We start from the raw sequence: 13,434 nt of genomic DNA, 5'->3' as shown, positions 1-13,434 counted from the left end.
AAAACGCTCGGCTGGGACACCCCAGCCGAGCGCTTACGTGATCTACTCACCACCTAGAAACCAAGGCGGTGTTGCGACGACCCCTTGAAACCGCCGAGCGGCGCGGGGTCTTTCGGTTTTGCCGGGGTCAGGCCTGCAGTGCGGCCTGGACGTCGAGGTGGATGTCCACCTTGTCACCGATCAGCAGCTTGCCGCCCTCGAGCGGCACGTTGAAGTCGATGCCCCACTCCTTGCGGCTGATCGACGCGGAGGCCTCGAAACCGATGATGGTCTGGCCGTAGGCGTTCTGGTCGACGCCGAGGAACTCGACGGCCAGCTCGATCGGCTTGGTGACGTCCTTGATGGTCAGCTCGCCGGCCAGGACGTAGTCGTCGCCCTCGGGCTTGATGGCGGTGCTGACGAAGGTCATCTTCGGGCTGTTCTCGGCGTCGAAGAAGTCGCCGGAGCGCAGGTGCCCGTCGCGCTGCTCGCTGCGGGTGTGCACCGACGCCAGCTCGATCGCGACGTTGGTCGTGGACTCCTCGATGGAGTCCTTGACGACGATCTCGCCGCTGAACTCCTGGAAGGTGCCGCGGACCTTGGTCATCAGGTGGCGGACGGTGAAGCCGACCTCGCTGTGCGCGGTGTCGAGGGCGTACGTGCCGGCGACCAGGCCGGGGATGCTGCTGGTCGCGGTGCCGGTGGTGGTGTCGCTCATGGGGTCCTCTCGGAAGGTGGTTCGTACTGGTCGGGGGCGACGCAGCCGTGGTAGTTAAAACTTCAACCGATGACTACGACAGTAGGCAGTAACGGTTTAAAAGTCAACTACATTCCCGCTACACTGTTCCCGTGACGATGGAGACTGAGATGGACCGGGGGACTCGGTGGCTCGACGCCGAGCAGCAGGTGGCGTGGCGTGCGTACCTGCTGGGCACCGCACGCCTGATGGCCAAACTCGACGAGGATCTGCGCCAGTTCGGCCTCGGAATCAACGACTACGAGATCCTGGTGCGGCTCTCCGAGGCGCCCGACCGGCGGCTCCGGATGGCCGACCTCGCCGATCGGCTGCACCAGAGCCGGTCCCGCCTGACGCACACCGTCGGCCGCCTGGAGGCCGCCGAGTTGGTCCGCCGCACGTCGTGCACGAGTGACAAGCGCGGCGTCTGGGCCGAGCTGACCGACGCCGGCTTGGCCCTGCTCGAGCAGGCCGCGCCGTTCCACGTCGAGGGCGTCCGGGAGAACCTGGTCAACCTCGCCAGCCCCGAGGACTTCGCCGCGGTCGGCCGGGTCTTCGACGCCGTCTCCGAGCACATCGGCCAACGCTGAAGCCGTCGGCTGGATCACCAGACAGGACCTAAAGCGTTTGAGACCGGCCGTCCGCGTCGGGGAACCTTCTTCGCGTGACGGAACTTCCCCAGGACGGCCGGGCCGGTATCGACGCAGCGCTGGTACGGCGATTGATCGCACAGCAGTTCCCGCAGTGGGCCGACCTGCCGGTGACGCCGGTCGAGGTCGACGGCTGGGACAACCGGACGTACCGGCTCGGCGCCGGGCTGACCGCTCGGCTGCCGACGCACGCGAGCTACGTGGCGGCCGTGGACAAGGAGCACACGTGGCTGCCGGTTCTCGGTCCACAGCTCCCGGTCGAGATCCCCGAGGCCGTCGCTAAGGGAGCGCCCGGCGAGGGCTACCCGCACCCGTGGGCGATCCGGCGCTGGATCGACGGCCGGACCGCGTCAGCGGACACCGTGACGGACCTGCCCGGTTTCGCTCGGTCGATCGCGGAGTTCATCCGCGCCCTGCAGGACGTCGACCCCACCGGCGGGCCGCTCGCCGGTGCGCACAGCTTCCATCGCGGCGGGCCCCCGGCGTACTACCACGACGAGACGATCGAGGCCCTCGCCGCTCTGAAGGGCCGGATCGACACCGATCTCGCGCGTGAGGTGTGGGACGCGGCGCTGGCGACATCCTGGGACCGGCCGCCGGTGTGGTTCCACGGCGACATCGCCAACGGCAACCTGCTGGTCCGCGACGGCCGGCTCTCCGCGGTCATCGACTTCGGTACGTCGGGAGTCGGCGACCCTGCGTGCGACCTGGTGATCGCCTACACCTTCTTCTCCGGCGCCTCCCGCGCCGCCTTCCGGGAGGCTGTCGGCCAGGACGCCGGCACCTGGGCCAGGGCCCGCGGCTGGGCGCTCTGGAAGGCGCTCATCACCGAGGACCTGCGCGTCGTCGGCAACGTTTTGACCGACTATCAGGCGCAGACCGTTTAGCCGGGCGGCCACCGGCGTTACCGTCGGAAGATGTGGTGGTTTCTGGCCGCCTTGGGGGGCGGGAGTTTGGCACTCGCGGGCCGGTACTTCTGGGACCGGCGAGCCGCGCAGCGCGGTGACGCCGAGGAACTGGAGCAGATCCGCAAGCTGGCCGACGAGGACGTGACGCTGCTCGGCGAGGAACTGCGGCGGCTGGACACGCAGGTGGAAGGGCATCCGCTCGACCCGGACGCGCGGGCGGACTACCAGGTCGCACTCGACGCGTACGAGGCGGCACAGCGGGCAGCCACGCGCATCCGGGCCGCCGACGGCATCAGCTCCGTCACCGACACGCTGGCGACCGGTCGCTACGCGATCGTCTGCGTCCAGGCGCGGATGCGCGGCGAACCGGTGCCGGAGCGCCGGGTTCCGTGCTTCTTCAACCCGCAGCACGGTCCGTCGACGACCGACATCGTCTGGACCCAGCCGAAGGTCGGCACCCGGACCGTACCGGCCTGTGCCCAGGACGCCGCCCGGATCGGCGAAGGTGACCAGCCGAAGGTTCGCTACGTCAAGTGCGGCAGCCGCGAGATCCCGTACTGGGAGGCGGGCGCAGCCGTGACGCCGTACGGTCAGGGGTACTTCGCGGCCACCGCCGGCATGAACTTCATCCCGTTCGCCGGATTCGAGCCGAACACTGGCAGGTCCTTTGGCTGGGGACATCTCGAAGGCCCCACCGGCCACGACCTCGGCGACGAGGGCTGACTCAGACGTACGCCGTGACGCCTTCGTACTCCCCCACCGGGGCGGCGCCGACCGCCTGGTACTCGAGCAGCATGAGTCCGCTCGGCGTCGCCTCCTGCGCCTGAAGCCTCAGCCCTGCCGCGTCACCCGGCTGCTCGAACAGCCGCCTTCCGGCGCCGAGCACAGTCGGCGCGACGACCAGCCGCACCAGGTCGACCAGCCCCGCCTTCAACAGCGCGTACCCGAGCCGTGCGCTGCCGTGGATCTGCAGCTCGCCGCCGGGCTGCCGCTTCAGCTCGCCGACGTCGTCGAGGCCGGTCAACACTGTCGTCGGATGCCAGGTACCCGCGGTTCGGGAGCTGGTCACGACGTACTTCGGTAGCGAATTCATCCGCTCGGTGTACGGATCGTCGGGGTCGGTGACCTGCGGCCAGTCGCGCGCGAACGCGTCGTACGTGCGCCGCCCCAGGAGCAGCCCGTCGGCGCGTTGGAGCCATTCGGCCGTCCGGCGTACGAAGAGCTCGTCGATGTACGGCACGAGCCAGCCGCCGCGGGTGAAGCCGTCGGTCGTGTCCTCGGTCGGCGAGCCCGGCCCCTGGCTGACGCCGTCGAGCGTCACGAACTCCGTCAGGACGAGCTTCATCGCTCCACCAACTTCGCCAGCTGCTCGGTGACCGTTCCCCATCCGTCCGCGAACCCCATTTCCGCGTGCCGGCCGCGAGTCGCCGGGTCGCCGTGCCGGGCGATCATCCGGTACGCCGTACCGTCCGGGTGGTCGTCCAGGAGCACCTCGGCCGTCATCGCGATCGGCCGCGGATCCGCCGGCCGCCAGGTGCTGTCGATCGCGTTCGTGAAGGCGATCCGCTCGAGCTCGTCGGCCACCAGGACGACCGCCTCGAGATGCGGTACGAAGTCGCCGCCGTCCTCGCTGAACCGCGTCACGATCGCCCCGCCCGGCCGAATCTCCAACCGCTCGACCCGGCAGAGCGCCGGCGCCGGCACCCACCACTGCTCGAAGCGTCGCGGATCGGTCCAGGCCCGCCACAGGGCCTCGCGGGGCGCGCGGATCACCCGCTCCACCATCAGGTCCAGCTCCGGATCGAACCCTGTACGACTCACGATTCCTCCTCCTCGATGACGAAGCGCTCCAGCCGGTCGGTGCGCTCCTCCCAGATCCGCCGCTGCTCGGCGAGCCAGCCGTCCACCAGCTCCAGCCGCTCCCGGTTGAGCACGCAGGTGCGCACCCGGCCGGTCTTCACGGTGCGGATCAGCCCGTTCGACTCGAGCGTCCGGACGTGCTTCATGAACGACGGCAGCGTGATGGGGAACTCCGCCGCGAGCTCGCCCACGCTCGTCGGTCCCCGCCCCAGCCGCCGGATGACGCTGCGCCGCGTCGGATCGGCGAGCGCCACGAAGACACCGTCGACCTGCTCCGAATACTGTGCCATGAGGCTAAGTATTGCCTCGGCTCGATAGTTAGCGCAAGGGCTAAGTGTTGGAACGCGCGAAGGGCCCCGGCTCCTGATGCGGAGCGGGGCCCTTCGCGTCGGCGGATACCTCTTCGGGCTGTTCGCGTTACTCGCGGGTGAGCTTGCGGTGGGTGACGCGGTGCGGCCGCGCCGCCTCCGGGCCGAGACGCTCGATCTTGTTCGCCTCGTAGGCCGCGAAGTTGCCCTCGAACCAGAACCAGTTGGCCGGGTCGTCGTCGCTGCCCTCCCAGGCCAGGATGTGCGTCGCCACCCGGTCCAGGAACCACCGGTCGTGGGACACGACCACCGCACAGCCCGGGAACTCCAGCAGGGCGTCCTCGAGCGACTGCAGGGTCTCGACGTCCAGGTCGTTGGTCGGCTCGTCGAGGAGCAGCAGGTTGCCGCCCATCTTCAGCGTCAGCGCCAGGTTCAGCCGGTTCCGCTCACCGCCGGACAGGACGCCGGTCGGCTTCTGCTGGTCCGGGCCCTTGAACCCGAACGAGGCGACGTACGCCCGGCTCGGCATCTCGAAGTTCGCGACCTTGATGAAGTCGAGCTCGTCGGACACCTGCTGCCAGACCGTCTTCTTCGGGTCCAGGCCGCCGCGCGACTGGTCGACGTACGAGATCTTCACGGTCTCGCCGAGCTTCAGCGAGCCCGCGTCCGGCTGCTCCTCGCCGACGATCATCCGGAACAGGGTCGACTTGCCGACGCCGTTCGGGCCGACGATACCGACGATGCCGGCCCGCGGGAGGCTGAAGCTCAGGCCGTCGATCAGCTTGCGGTCGCCGAAGCCCTTCTCCAGCTTGTTCACCTCGAGCACGGTGCTGCCCAGGCGCGGGCCCGGCGGGATGTTGATCTCGTCGATGTCGAGCTTGCGGTTCCGCTCGGCCTCGGCGGCGAGCTCCTCGTACCGCGCGAGCCGGGCCTTGCTCTTGGTCTGCCGGGCCTTCGCGTTCGACCGGACCCACTCGAGCTCGCGCTCCAGGATCTTCTGCCGCTTGGCGTCCTTCTGACCCTCGACGACGAGGCGCTGCTGCTTGGTCTCCAGGTACTTCGAGTAGTTCCCCTCGTACCCGTAGGTGCGGCCGCGGTCGAGCTCGAGGATCCACTCGGCGACGTTGTCCAGGAAGTACCGGTCGTGGGTGATCGCCATGACGGCGCCCGGATACTTCTGCAGGTGCTGCTCGAGCCACAGCACGGACTCGGCGTCCAGGTGGTTGGTGGGCTCGTCGAGCAGCAGCAGGTCAGGCTGCTGCAGCAGCAGCTTGCAGAGCGCGACCCGGCGGCGCTCACCACCGGACAGCTTGTCGACGATCGCGTCCGGCGGCGGGCAGCGCAGCGCGTCCATCGCCTGCTCCAGCTGCGCGTCGATGTCCCAGGCGTTGCGGTGGTCGAGCTCCGTCTGCAGGTCGCCCATCTCGGCGAGCAGCGTGTCGTAGTCCGCGTCCGGATCGGCCAGCTCGGCGGAGATCTCGTTGAAGCGGTCCAGCTTCTGCTTGGTGTCGCCGACGCCTTCCTGGACGTTCTCCAGCACGGTCTTGCCCTCGGTCAACGGCGGCTCCTGCAGCAGGATCCCGACCGTCGCGTCCTCGGCCAGCCGAGCCTCGCCGTTGGAGGGCTGGTCGAGCCCCGCCATGATCTTGAACAGCGAGGACTTACCGGTGCCGTTCGGCCCGACCACGCCGATCTTCGCCCCGGTCAGGAAGTTCAGCGTCACATTGTCGAGAACGACCTTGTCGCCGTGCGCCTTCCGGACGTTGCGAAGCGTGTAGATGAATTCCGCCATACCCCAGAGCCTATGTCATCCACAGCCTCCGACTTTCCCCGCCCGACCCGGCCCCGATCGGTGCATCTTCTCCGTCGACAGAACTCTTCACGGAAGGCGATCCCATGAGCCTCAACGAAACCTATGTGACAGTCTTCGGCCGCGTCGGCAGCGATCCTGACCTCAAGGAGCGCGGCCACTCCCCGCACCTGTCGTTCCGGCTCGCCTCCACCCCGAGACAGTTCGACAAGAACCTCGGCTACTTCATCGACAAGACCACCACCTGGTTCCAGGTCGAGTGCTGGCGCCAGCTGGCGCAGAACACCGCCGACTCGGTGCAGCTCGGCCAACCGGTCATCGTCGCCGGCAAACTCCGCACCCACGAGTGGAAGGACGACAACGGCGAGCCTCGCAGCCGCCTGGTCCTGGAAGCCTTCGCCATCGGCCACGACCTGAACCGAGGCACCGCCAGCTACACCAAATCCGCGCTCCGCTCCTCCGAAACCTCCACGTCTGAGGTCACCGCCACCCCGTTCCCCGCCGACGAGTACTCCGTCACCTCGCTCCCGCTGGCGGCGGACGCCGCATGAGCTCGACGACTCCCAGCGACCTCGCAGCAAAGGTCGGCGACGCCGCCGAACCCCATAGGTCAGTGTTGACTTATATAAGTGAATCCCGGCATTGTGGTGGTCTCCAGACAGCTTCAGGAGAGGGAACCACCCGTGATCGACATCCTCGAGCACATCAACGCGGTCCAGCGCGAGGTCAGCCGCACCGGCGAGACCGTGACGGTGCTGATGCGCCGTTCCTACCGGGCCGAGCCGGCCGAGGTGTGGGACGCCCTGACGGATCCGGAGCGGATGCGGCGCTGGTTCATGCCGGTCAGCGGCGACCTGAAGGTCGGCGGCTCGTTCCAGCTGGAGGGCAACGCCGGCGGCGACATCCTGGAGTGCGATCCGCCGAAGCGGTTCAAGGTGACCTTCGGCGGCCCGACCAGCCTGCTGGAGCTCCGACTGCTGCCCGGCGCGGACTCCTCCACCGAGCTCGAACTGGAGCACTCGATGGGCGAGGCCCCGGCGCCCGGCGGCTCCGGCGCGCTCTGGGTCGGGCCGGGCTGGGACGGCGGCCTGCTCGGCCTCGCCCTCTACGTCACCGGCGAGCTCCCGGCCGACGCCGACCCGGTCGAGATGGCCAACTCTCCCGAGGTCGTCGACTACAACGAGCAGTCCGTCCGCGCCTGGATCGAGGCGATCCGGGCGTCCGGCACCACGACCGAGGAGGATCTCCTCAGCGCCGCCAAGATCTCCCTGTCGCAGTACGCGCCAGACGCCGAGCTCTGATCGCCCTCGCCGCCGCGCGTCGTCTCATCCGAGAGGCGCGGCGGTCGAGCACCGCCTGCCCGCCGGCAGAACCGCCGGCGGGCGGCGGACTATCCGCGGGCAGCGGCGACGCTGTCCCGGCACTTCGTGTACGCCGCGAGCTCCTCGCGCGCCGGCGCCACAACGTGGCTGTCGGCAACGTTCACCAGCTCGGCGCGAAGCGCCGTCGCCACCTGCCGGGAGCGCCGCAGCGCGCCGTTCGTGGCGAACACCCGGCAGACGAACGAGAGCGCCACTCCAAGGACGGCACCACCGACCAGCATGATCCACGCATAGGGAATGCCGTTCCATTCCGGCAGCGGCGGATCGTTCCGGTTGGCGATCCGCGCCACCAGCACGGCGATCAGCCACGCGGCGCCGCCGAGCGTGACCAGGAACAGCAACCACTGCACGACCCTGGCGAAGCCCCACCACCCGGGGTTGCCGGACACACCCAGATCGGTTCGCGCGACCGCCTGGTCGAGTTCGTCGCCGAGCGACTCCTCGCGCCGCCGGATCGCCGTACGCACCGAGTCCGCCCACGGGCGCGACAGGCCCTCGGCGGCCTTGTTCGTGATCGTCCGGACCGCGGCATCCATCCGCGCCCGCTGCACGGGCGTTGCCGCAGGCAACGACGAGCGCGCGATCGCGACCTCGCTCGCCGCGGACCTGCGCAGCGCCTTGCCCTGCTCACGCGACACCTGGTCGCCGTGCAGCCGCCGCAACGGATCCGGACGGAACCGCCCGAGCCACTTGGTCAACGGCCACCCGGTCGCCGCCCGCGCCCGCTGCAGGTAGGAGCGACGTACGGAGTCCGACACGACGGACAGCCCACTCGCGTCCGCGAGCGCGTCGACGAGCTCGGTGACGTCGGCCTCGGCGATCTCCGGCGTCTTGGCGTTGCCGCACTGGCTCGCCATCCGGTCCGCGACCCGATCGACGTCGGCCGCGAGCCGCTCCCGCGCGGAGCGCTTGTTGCTGACCCGCTTGACCAGCAGCGAACGGACTTCTTCCAGACCGTCGCCGCTGGTGGCCGACGTGGCGACGACGGTCGGCGACTTGAGGCCGTCCGACTTCAGCAACCGGTCCAGGTCCTCGAGGCAGCTCTTGCGCTGGTCGGGCGTCAGCTTGTCGATGTGGTTCAGCGCGAACACCATCACCGGGGAATGCGAGGCGAACGGCTTGATGTACCGGTTGTGCAGCGCCGCGTCGGCGTACTTCTGCGGATCCACCACCCATACGAGCAGGTCGACCAGCTCCACCAGCCGGTCGACGATCAGCCGGTGCTCGACCTCGGTCGAGTCGTGGTCGGGAAGGTCCAGCAGCACCAGACCGTCGAGGTCCTCGGAATGGGCTTCCTCGAGCGAGCTGCGGTGCTGCACCTGGTGCCGGCGCGGGATGCCCAGCCAGGTCAGCACCTCACCGGCCGGCTCGTCACCCCAGACACAGGCGAGCGGCATCGAGCTCGTCGGCCGCCGGGTTCCGATCGCGGCCAGGTCGAGCCCGGTCAGCGCGTTGAACAGCGACGACTTCCCCGAGCCGGTCGCGCCCGCGAGCGCGACCACCGTCAGGTCGCCCGACATGCGCAGGCGCTGCGCGGCCCGGTCGACGATCTGCCCGGCTTCGGTGAGCACCACGGGGTCGAGCCGACCGTCGCCGGCCTCCGCGGCTGCCTCGAGCGCGTCGATCTTCTTCAGGACATCGGTCTCGGCCCGCACCGGGGTCTCGACCGTATCCACTGTTTCCGTCACGTGCAGTCCTCCACCGCGCGCGCGGCCTCGGTGAGTTGCCTGGCCGTCTCGGCGTCGACCGGATGCTGGTCGAGGACAGCCAGATACCGGGCGAATTCGGCATCCATCAGGGCATGAACCTTACCGTCCAGCTCCTCGCGTGCCTTGTCCACCATGCCCTGAACGGCCTTGTCGCCGAAAACTGCCTCCAGCAGCCGCTTCCCGACGACCGCGCTGCCCGCGCCGGCGCTGGCCTCGGCACCCTTCGGAATGCCTGCCCCGCTGGCGAACACCACCACCATGAGCGAGAGGCCCAGCCCGTTGACGCCGTACTCCAGGATCCGTGCCGTCGACTTCTTGTCCGCGCCTTCCTTGCGGACCAACTCGAGGACGAACGTCTGCCACGCCCGGACCGCCCGGCTCGCAGCGGCCGCGAAGTCCTCCGACACCACGCCCAGCGACTGCCCGCTGTTGCCCTCGGCATCATTCGCCTCGGCGGCGGCCAGGAGCTGGCGACCGGGAGCAGTTGCCTGCCACACCTTCTCCGCGCGCTCCGCGGCAGCGGTCGCGTGCTCACCCAGCAACGACTCCAGACCGGACTGGATCGCGTCGCTGACGTCACGGGTCTCCGCCGGCTTGTTGCCGAGCGAGCTCTTCAACCGATCCCGCAACCGGCCGGCATTGGACTGCAGACCCTTCAGCAGCTCGCCGGTCCCGACGAACTCCTGCCACCGGGCCAGCACCTCGCCCCGCAGCAGCGTCCCGTCCTGGCCCGCCTTCGCGATGTCCTTGACGCCCTGGTCGTACGCCGACTCCACCGAGGACCGCAGCTCCACCGCGGTGTCGGCCTGCGCCTTCACCGCCTCGGCGAACGGCGGGGTCTTCTTCACCATCGCACTGACCGCGCCCTGCAGCGTGCGGCGCACGACCGCCGCCCGCGCCTCGGCGTCAGCGGCCAGGTCCGCCAGCCAGTCCTTGATCGAGGCAACGGCCGGCTGCGGCAACATCCCGTTGCCGTCGACAACCGTCTCCTGGATCGAGAACAGCGGCGACTCCCCGAGCCCGCGCTCGAGCAGCATCTGCGCGAGGTGGCCGGTGATGTCGTCGATCGTCTCGCTCGGCGCCCGGTCGAGCACGACCGCGACCGCCGTACTGCGATCCGACGCGCTCTGCAGGAACTCCCACGGCACCGCGTCGGAATACCGGGCCGCCGTGGTCACGAACAACCACAGATCCGCCGCCGCGAGCAGCTGGGTCGCGAGATCACGGTTCGTCTCGACGACCGAGTCGATGTCCGGCGCGTCCAGGATCGCCAGGCCCCGCGGCACGGTGTCGGCCTCCACCAGCCGCAACTGCCCCGCGTCCTCCATGCCGCCCGGCTCGTCCGAACTGGTCCGAGCCATCCCCGGCAACACCCGGTCCCCCACGAACCAGTCGGCATCAGCCGGGTGGTGAATCAGCACCGGCGACCGCGTCGTGGGCCGCAGCACGCCCGGCTCGCTCACGACCTTGCCGATCACCGTGTTCACCAGCGTCGACTTACCGGCGCCCGTAGACCCACCCACCACAGCCAGAATCGGAGCCTCGAGCTGCACCAGCCGCGGCAACAAGTAGTCGTCGAGCTGATCCAGCATCGCCTTCTGCTGCTGCCGAGCCTCGTCAGCCCCCACAACCTCCAACGGCAACTGACTCCCCGCCAGCACCCCCCGCAACTTCATCAGCGCCGTAATAAGCGCCATAGCAGCCTGCTCAGCCGCCAACCGCCGAGCCAACTCCTCCCCAGTCAGCTCAGGCTCATCCCGCCCCTCAGAACCGTCGCTCGAAGCCCCTTCGGCCCCGTCCCCCTCACCAACACCTCCCGCAGCCGCGTCACCTTCGGCCGCGTCACCTTCAGCCGCGTCACCCTCGGCAGCACCACCCCTGGCCGGATCATCCTCGGGCGCGTCGCCCTCGGGAGCGTCGCCCTCGGCAGCAGCGCCGTCAGCCGCATCGTCCTCAGCAGCCGCAACGGCGGCACCATCAGCCGAGCCATCGCCCGACGTACCCGCCTCGCCGACCGGAACCACCGGCTCGTCGCCAGCGCCAACGCCGGCGGCACCGCCCTCGACAGCACCTTCTGCAGCCGCACCGTCCTGCTCAGCGGCAGCGTCACCAGCCGAGCCATCTCCCGACGCACCCTCGCCGTCACCGCCGAGAGCTCCGTCTACAGACTCATCAGCGCCATCCGCCGCGGCAGCAACCTCTGCGCCGCCGTCCGCCGCCGAGGAATCGATCGACTCGTCGCCGGGACCATCCACGCCGGCGCTGCCAGCCGACCCATCGGCCTGCTCAGCACCCGCAGACTCATCGGACTGCCCAGCAGGCTCATCACCAGCCGCCCCAGCGGCCCCTGCAGCCACATCCGCGCCCTCAGCAACGCCCGCACCAGCCTCAGCACCCGCGTCCACCGGGCCGGCTGAGGCATCCGCCTCGCCGCCTCCAGACAACTCGCCGTCCGCAGTGCCAGCCTCGGCCGCACCCTCCGAGGGCTGCTCGTCCGCAGCCTCCGCAGCCCCGTCGCCAGCCTCGCCATCGCCGGCAGCCGCCGCGGGCGCCTCCACCGCTGCATCGCCCTGTACGTCGCCCTGAGAGTCAGGCGCCGCCCCCTCGGCACCCCCGACAGTCCCAGCCGCCGCGCCAGCTCCAGCCCCGCCGGCGGCTCCAGCCCGGCCCCCAGCTTCAGCCGCCTCGCCAGCCTCAGGCCCGTCGCCAGCCTCAGCCGCGTTGCCAGCCTCAGCCGCACCGTCAGCCTCAGTCGCGTCGCTAGCCTCAGCCGCGCCAGCTTCAGCCGTGTCGCCGGACCCGGCACCCTCGCCCGCACCGTCCGCCGGGCTCGCTTCGTCTCGGTCGCCCGTACGATCCGCCTCGTCGGCACGGTCTGCGGGGTCCACGCCGTCGACGAGGTCCGCGGAGTCCGGCTCATCGGCACCGTCGGCGGCCTGGGCCGTGGGAGCTGAGGCGTCGGCCTTCTCCGCTTGTTTGGGGAGGCCGATGATGATGTTGCCGTACTCGAGAGGGAATCCGTCAGGCGACTCGTCAGGCTCATACACGACACCTACAGCCGACCGTGGGCGGTCGGCCGCGGTTGCCCGACGTACAGCGGCCTGCTCGGCGGTCGACGTACCGGTTGGGCCGTCCGCCCGGCCGGTCGTCGTACCAGGAGTTGCCGAACGTGCGGAGGCCTCGGGGTCTACCGTGCCCGGGTCGCCGCCTTCCGCGGTTGTCAGCCCATCTGAGGCCTGGCCGTTGCCCGACGCAGTTTCCACGGCGGAAGCGTCCTTTGCGTCGGCTTGCACGGCAGACGTCTCTCCGGCAGTTCCATCCTGGGGCCCGGTCCCTGGGGCCACCGCGCCTCGATCGGCGTCGGTGGACGCATCAGCCGGGGCGGGGGCGTCAGCTGTCCCCTTTGCCCTCGTGCGGGCCCCTGCGGGCGTGTCTGCAGCTTTGCCGTCTGCTGACACGCCTGCGGCGTCGCCGGCTGCGGAGGCCACTGGGGCGTCCGTCGAGGCGTCGGCAGTGCCGTCGCCCAGCTGGGCCACTCCAGACTCCTCGCCCGGCCGAGCCTCAGCCGATCCCGGCTGGGCCTCCCCCGCGTCAGCTCCTTGCTGGGCGCTGGCCGCGACGTCTCCAGGCAGAGCGTTCGCCGCGCCGTCCGCCGGCTGGGCGCTGGACGAGCCGGAACCCGGCTGAGCCTTGGCCGATCTTGGCTGGGCCTCGCCTGAGTCGGCCCTTTCCTGCGTGCTGGCCGTCGCGTCTCCAGGCTGAGCGTTCGCCGAGCCGTCCGTCGGCTGGGCGCTGGTCGAGTCGGAACCCGGCTGAGCCTTGGCCGATCTTGGCTGGGCCTCGCCCGAGTCGGCCCCTTGCTGCGTGCTGGCCGTCGCGTCTCCAGGCTGAGCGCTCGCCGAGCCGTCCACCGGCTGGGCGCTGGACGCGCCGGGACTCGGCTGGGCTTCTGTGGCAGCTGGCAGGGGCTGGTCCGAGTCAGCCCCGCGCTGGGCGGCGGCTGGGCCGCCTCCGGGCGGCGTGGCTGCCGTGGAGGGGGTGGGGTCGTCGGTGGGCTTTTTGCGGCGGCGGCGCCAGAAGCCTCGGGGCTTG

The 13,434-nt window shown here is 70.1% G+C and carries 14 protein-coding genes; 5 read left to right on the top strand and 9 right to left on the bottom strand.

From position 1 onward, the window contains the following. Nucleotides 1-127: 127 nt before the first annotated feature. A complete protein-coding gene (locus tag AB0I12_RS37130) occupies nt 128-697 on the bottom strand; it encodes a YceI family protein (protein WP_359939332.1) in 570 nt (189 codons plus the stop codon). A gap of 149 nt (nt 698-846) precedes the next feature. Between AB0I12_RS37130 and AB0I12_RS37125 the strand changes: the two genes are divergently transcribed. The 3 genes from AB0I12_RS37125 to AB0I12_RS37115 all read left to right on the top strand — a co-directional run bounded on the left by AB0I12_RS37125 (nt 847) and on the right by AB0I12_RS37115 (nt 2,996). Continuing rightward, a complete protein-coding gene (locus AB0I12_RS37125; protein WP_359939348.1) occupies nt 847-1,305 on the top strand; it encodes a MarR family transcriptional regulator in 459 nt (152 codons plus the stop codon). 74 nt (nt 1,306-1,379) lie between these two features. Further along, the gene (locus AB0I12_RS37120; protein ID WP_359939329.1) at nt 1,380-2,252 is read left to right on the top strand and encodes an aminoglycoside phosphotransferase family protein; all 873 of its coding nucleotides are present in this window, start codon (nt 1,380-1,382) and stop codon (nt 2,250-2,252) included. 30 nt (nt 2,253-2,282) lie between these two features. Further along, nucleotides 2,283-2,996: a hypothetical protein gene (locus tag AB0I12_RS37115; protein WP_359939326.1), complete on the top strand. Its 714-nt coding sequence runs from the start codon at nt 2,283-2,285 to the stop codon at nt 2,994-2,996. 1 nt (nt 2,997) lies between these two features. Here the strand turns inward: AB0I12_RS37115 and AB0I12_RS37110 are convergent, their stop codons facing one another. From AB0I12_RS37110 to ettA, 4 genes are all read right to left on the bottom strand, one after another. Next, nucleotides 2,998-3,618 (bottom strand): dihydrofolate reductase family protein, encoded by a 621-nt coding sequence (locus AB0I12_RS37110; protein ID WP_359939323.1) that lies wholly within the window; start codon nt 3,616-3,618, stop codon nt 2,998-3,000. After that, the gene (locus AB0I12_RS37105; protein ID WP_359939320.1) at nt 3,615-4,094 is read right to left on the bottom strand and encodes an SRPBCC domain-containing protein; all 480 of its coding nucleotides are present in this window, start codon (nt 4,092-4,094) and stop codon (nt 3,615-3,617) included. Before AB0I12_RS37105 ends, AB0I12_RS37110 begins: the two co-directional genes overlap by 4 nt. Further along, nucleotides 4,091-4,423, bottom strand: coding sequence for a metalloregulator ArsR/SmtB family transcription factor (locus tag AB0I12_RS37100; protein ID WP_359939317.1), 333 nt, complete (start codon nt 4,421-4,423; stop codon nt 4,091-4,093). The genes AB0I12_RS37105 and AB0I12_RS37100 overlap by 4 nt, the downstream gene beginning before the upstream one ends. Before the next feature lie 127 nt (nt 4,424-4,550). Further along, nucleotides 4,551-6,233, bottom strand: coding sequence for an energy-dependent translational throttle protein EttA (gene ettA / locus AB0I12_RS37095; RefSeq protein ID WP_359939314.1), 1,683 nt, complete (start codon nt 6,231-6,233; stop codon nt 4,551-4,553). Between the two features lie 104 nt (nt 6,234-6,337). Between ettA and AB0I12_RS37090 the strand changes: the two genes are divergently transcribed. Together AB0I12_RS37090 and AB0I12_RS37085 are read left to right on the top strand one after the other, a co-directional pair. Continuing rightward, on the top strand, nt 6,338-6,802 hold the full coding sequence (locus AB0I12_RS37090) for a single-stranded DNA-binding protein (protein ID WP_359939311.1): 465 nt from the start codon (nt 6,338-6,340) through the stop codon (nt 6,800-6,802). Between the two features lie 132 nt (nt 6,803-6,934). Continuing rightward, nucleotides 6,935-7,552 carry an SRPBCC family protein gene (locus AB0I12_RS37085; RefSeq protein WP_359939308.1) on the top strand — a complete coding sequence of 206 codons (618 nt, stop codon included), beginning with the start codon at nt 6,935-6,937 and terminating at the stop codon, nt 7,550-7,552. Between the two features lie 89 nt (nt 7,553-7,641). Here AB0I12_RS37085 and AB0I12_RS37080 read toward each other — a convergent pair whose 3' ends face one another. The 4 genes from AB0I12_RS37080 to AB0I12_RS37065 form a co-directional block, all read right to left on the bottom strand. Continuing rightward, nucleotides 7,642-9,321, bottom strand: coding sequence for a GTPase (locus AB0I12_RS37080; protein ID WP_359939305.1), 1,680 nt, complete (start codon nt 9,319-9,321; stop codon nt 7,642-7,644). Continuing rightward, the gene (locus AB0I12_RS37075; RefSeq protein WP_359939302.1) at nt 9,318-11,018 is read right to left on the bottom strand and encodes an ABC transporter; all 1,701 of its coding nucleotides are present in this window, start codon (nt 11,016-11,018) and stop codon (nt 9,318-9,320) included. The genes AB0I12_RS37080 and AB0I12_RS37075 overlap by 4 nt, the downstream gene beginning before the upstream one ends. Nucleotides 11,019-11,083: 65 nt before the next feature. Continuing rightward, complete coding sequence (locus AB0I12_RS37070; RefSeq protein WP_359939300.1) at nt 11,084-11,464, bottom strand: hypothetical protein; 381 nt, start codon at nt 11,462-11,464, stop codon at nt 11,084-11,086. 39 nt (nt 11,465-11,503) lie between these two features. Beyond that, nucleotides 11,504-11,737 (bottom strand): hypothetical protein, encoded by a 234-nt coding sequence (locus AB0I12_RS37065; RefSeq protein WP_359939297.1) that lies wholly within the window; start codon nt 11,735-11,737, stop codon nt 11,504-11,506. Between the last annotated feature and the right edge of the window lie 1,697 nt (nt 11,738-13,434).

This window comes from Kribbella sp. NPDC050459 (genome assembly GCF_040655315.1).
Lineage (GTDB): Bacteria > Actinomycetota > Actinomycetes > Propionibacteriales > Kribbellaceae > Kribbella.
Note: the sequence above shows the minus strand (reverse complement) of the source record. Positions and strands in the feature narration are given on the sequence as shown.

Bases quoted from the DNA above. Each gene is read 5' to 3' on its own strand.
- AB0I12_RS37125 (WP_359939348.1), top strand. From the start codon at position 847: ATGGACCGGGGGACTCGGTGGCTCGACGCCGAGCAGCAGGTGGCGTGG.
- AB0I12_RS37100 (WP_359939317.1), bottom strand. From the start codon at position 4,423: ATGGCACAGTATTCGGAGCAGGTCGACGGTGTCTTCGTGGCGCTCGCC.
- AB0I12_RS37130 (WP_359939332.1), bottom strand. From the start codon at position 697: ATGAGCGACACCACCACCGGCACCGCGACCAGCAGCATCCCCGGCCTG.
- AB0I12_RS37090 (WP_359939311.1), top strand. From the start codon at position 6,338: ATGAGCCTCAACGAAACCTATGTGACAGTCTTCGGCCGCGTCGGCAGC.
- AB0I12_RS37110 (WP_359939323.1), bottom strand. From the start codon at position 3,618: ATGAAGCTCGTCCTGACGGAGTTCGTGACGCTCGACGGCGTCAGCCAG.
- ettA (WP_359939314.1), bottom strand. From the start codon at position 6,233: ATGGCGGAATTCATCTACACGCTTCGCAACGTCCGGAAGGCGCACGGC.
- AB0I12_RS37075 (WP_359939302.1), bottom strand. From the start codon at position 11,018: ATGAAGTTGCGGGGGGTGCTGGCGGGGAGTCAGTTGCCGTTGGAGGTT.
- AB0I12_RS37115 (WP_359939326.1), top strand. From the start codon at position 2,283: ATGTGGTGGTTTCTGGCCGCCTTGGGGGGCGGGAGTTTGGCACTCGCG.
- AB0I12_RS37070 (WP_359939300.1), bottom strand. From the start codon at position 11,464: ATGGCTCGGCTGGTGACGCTGCCGCTGAGCAGGACGGTGCGGCTGCAG.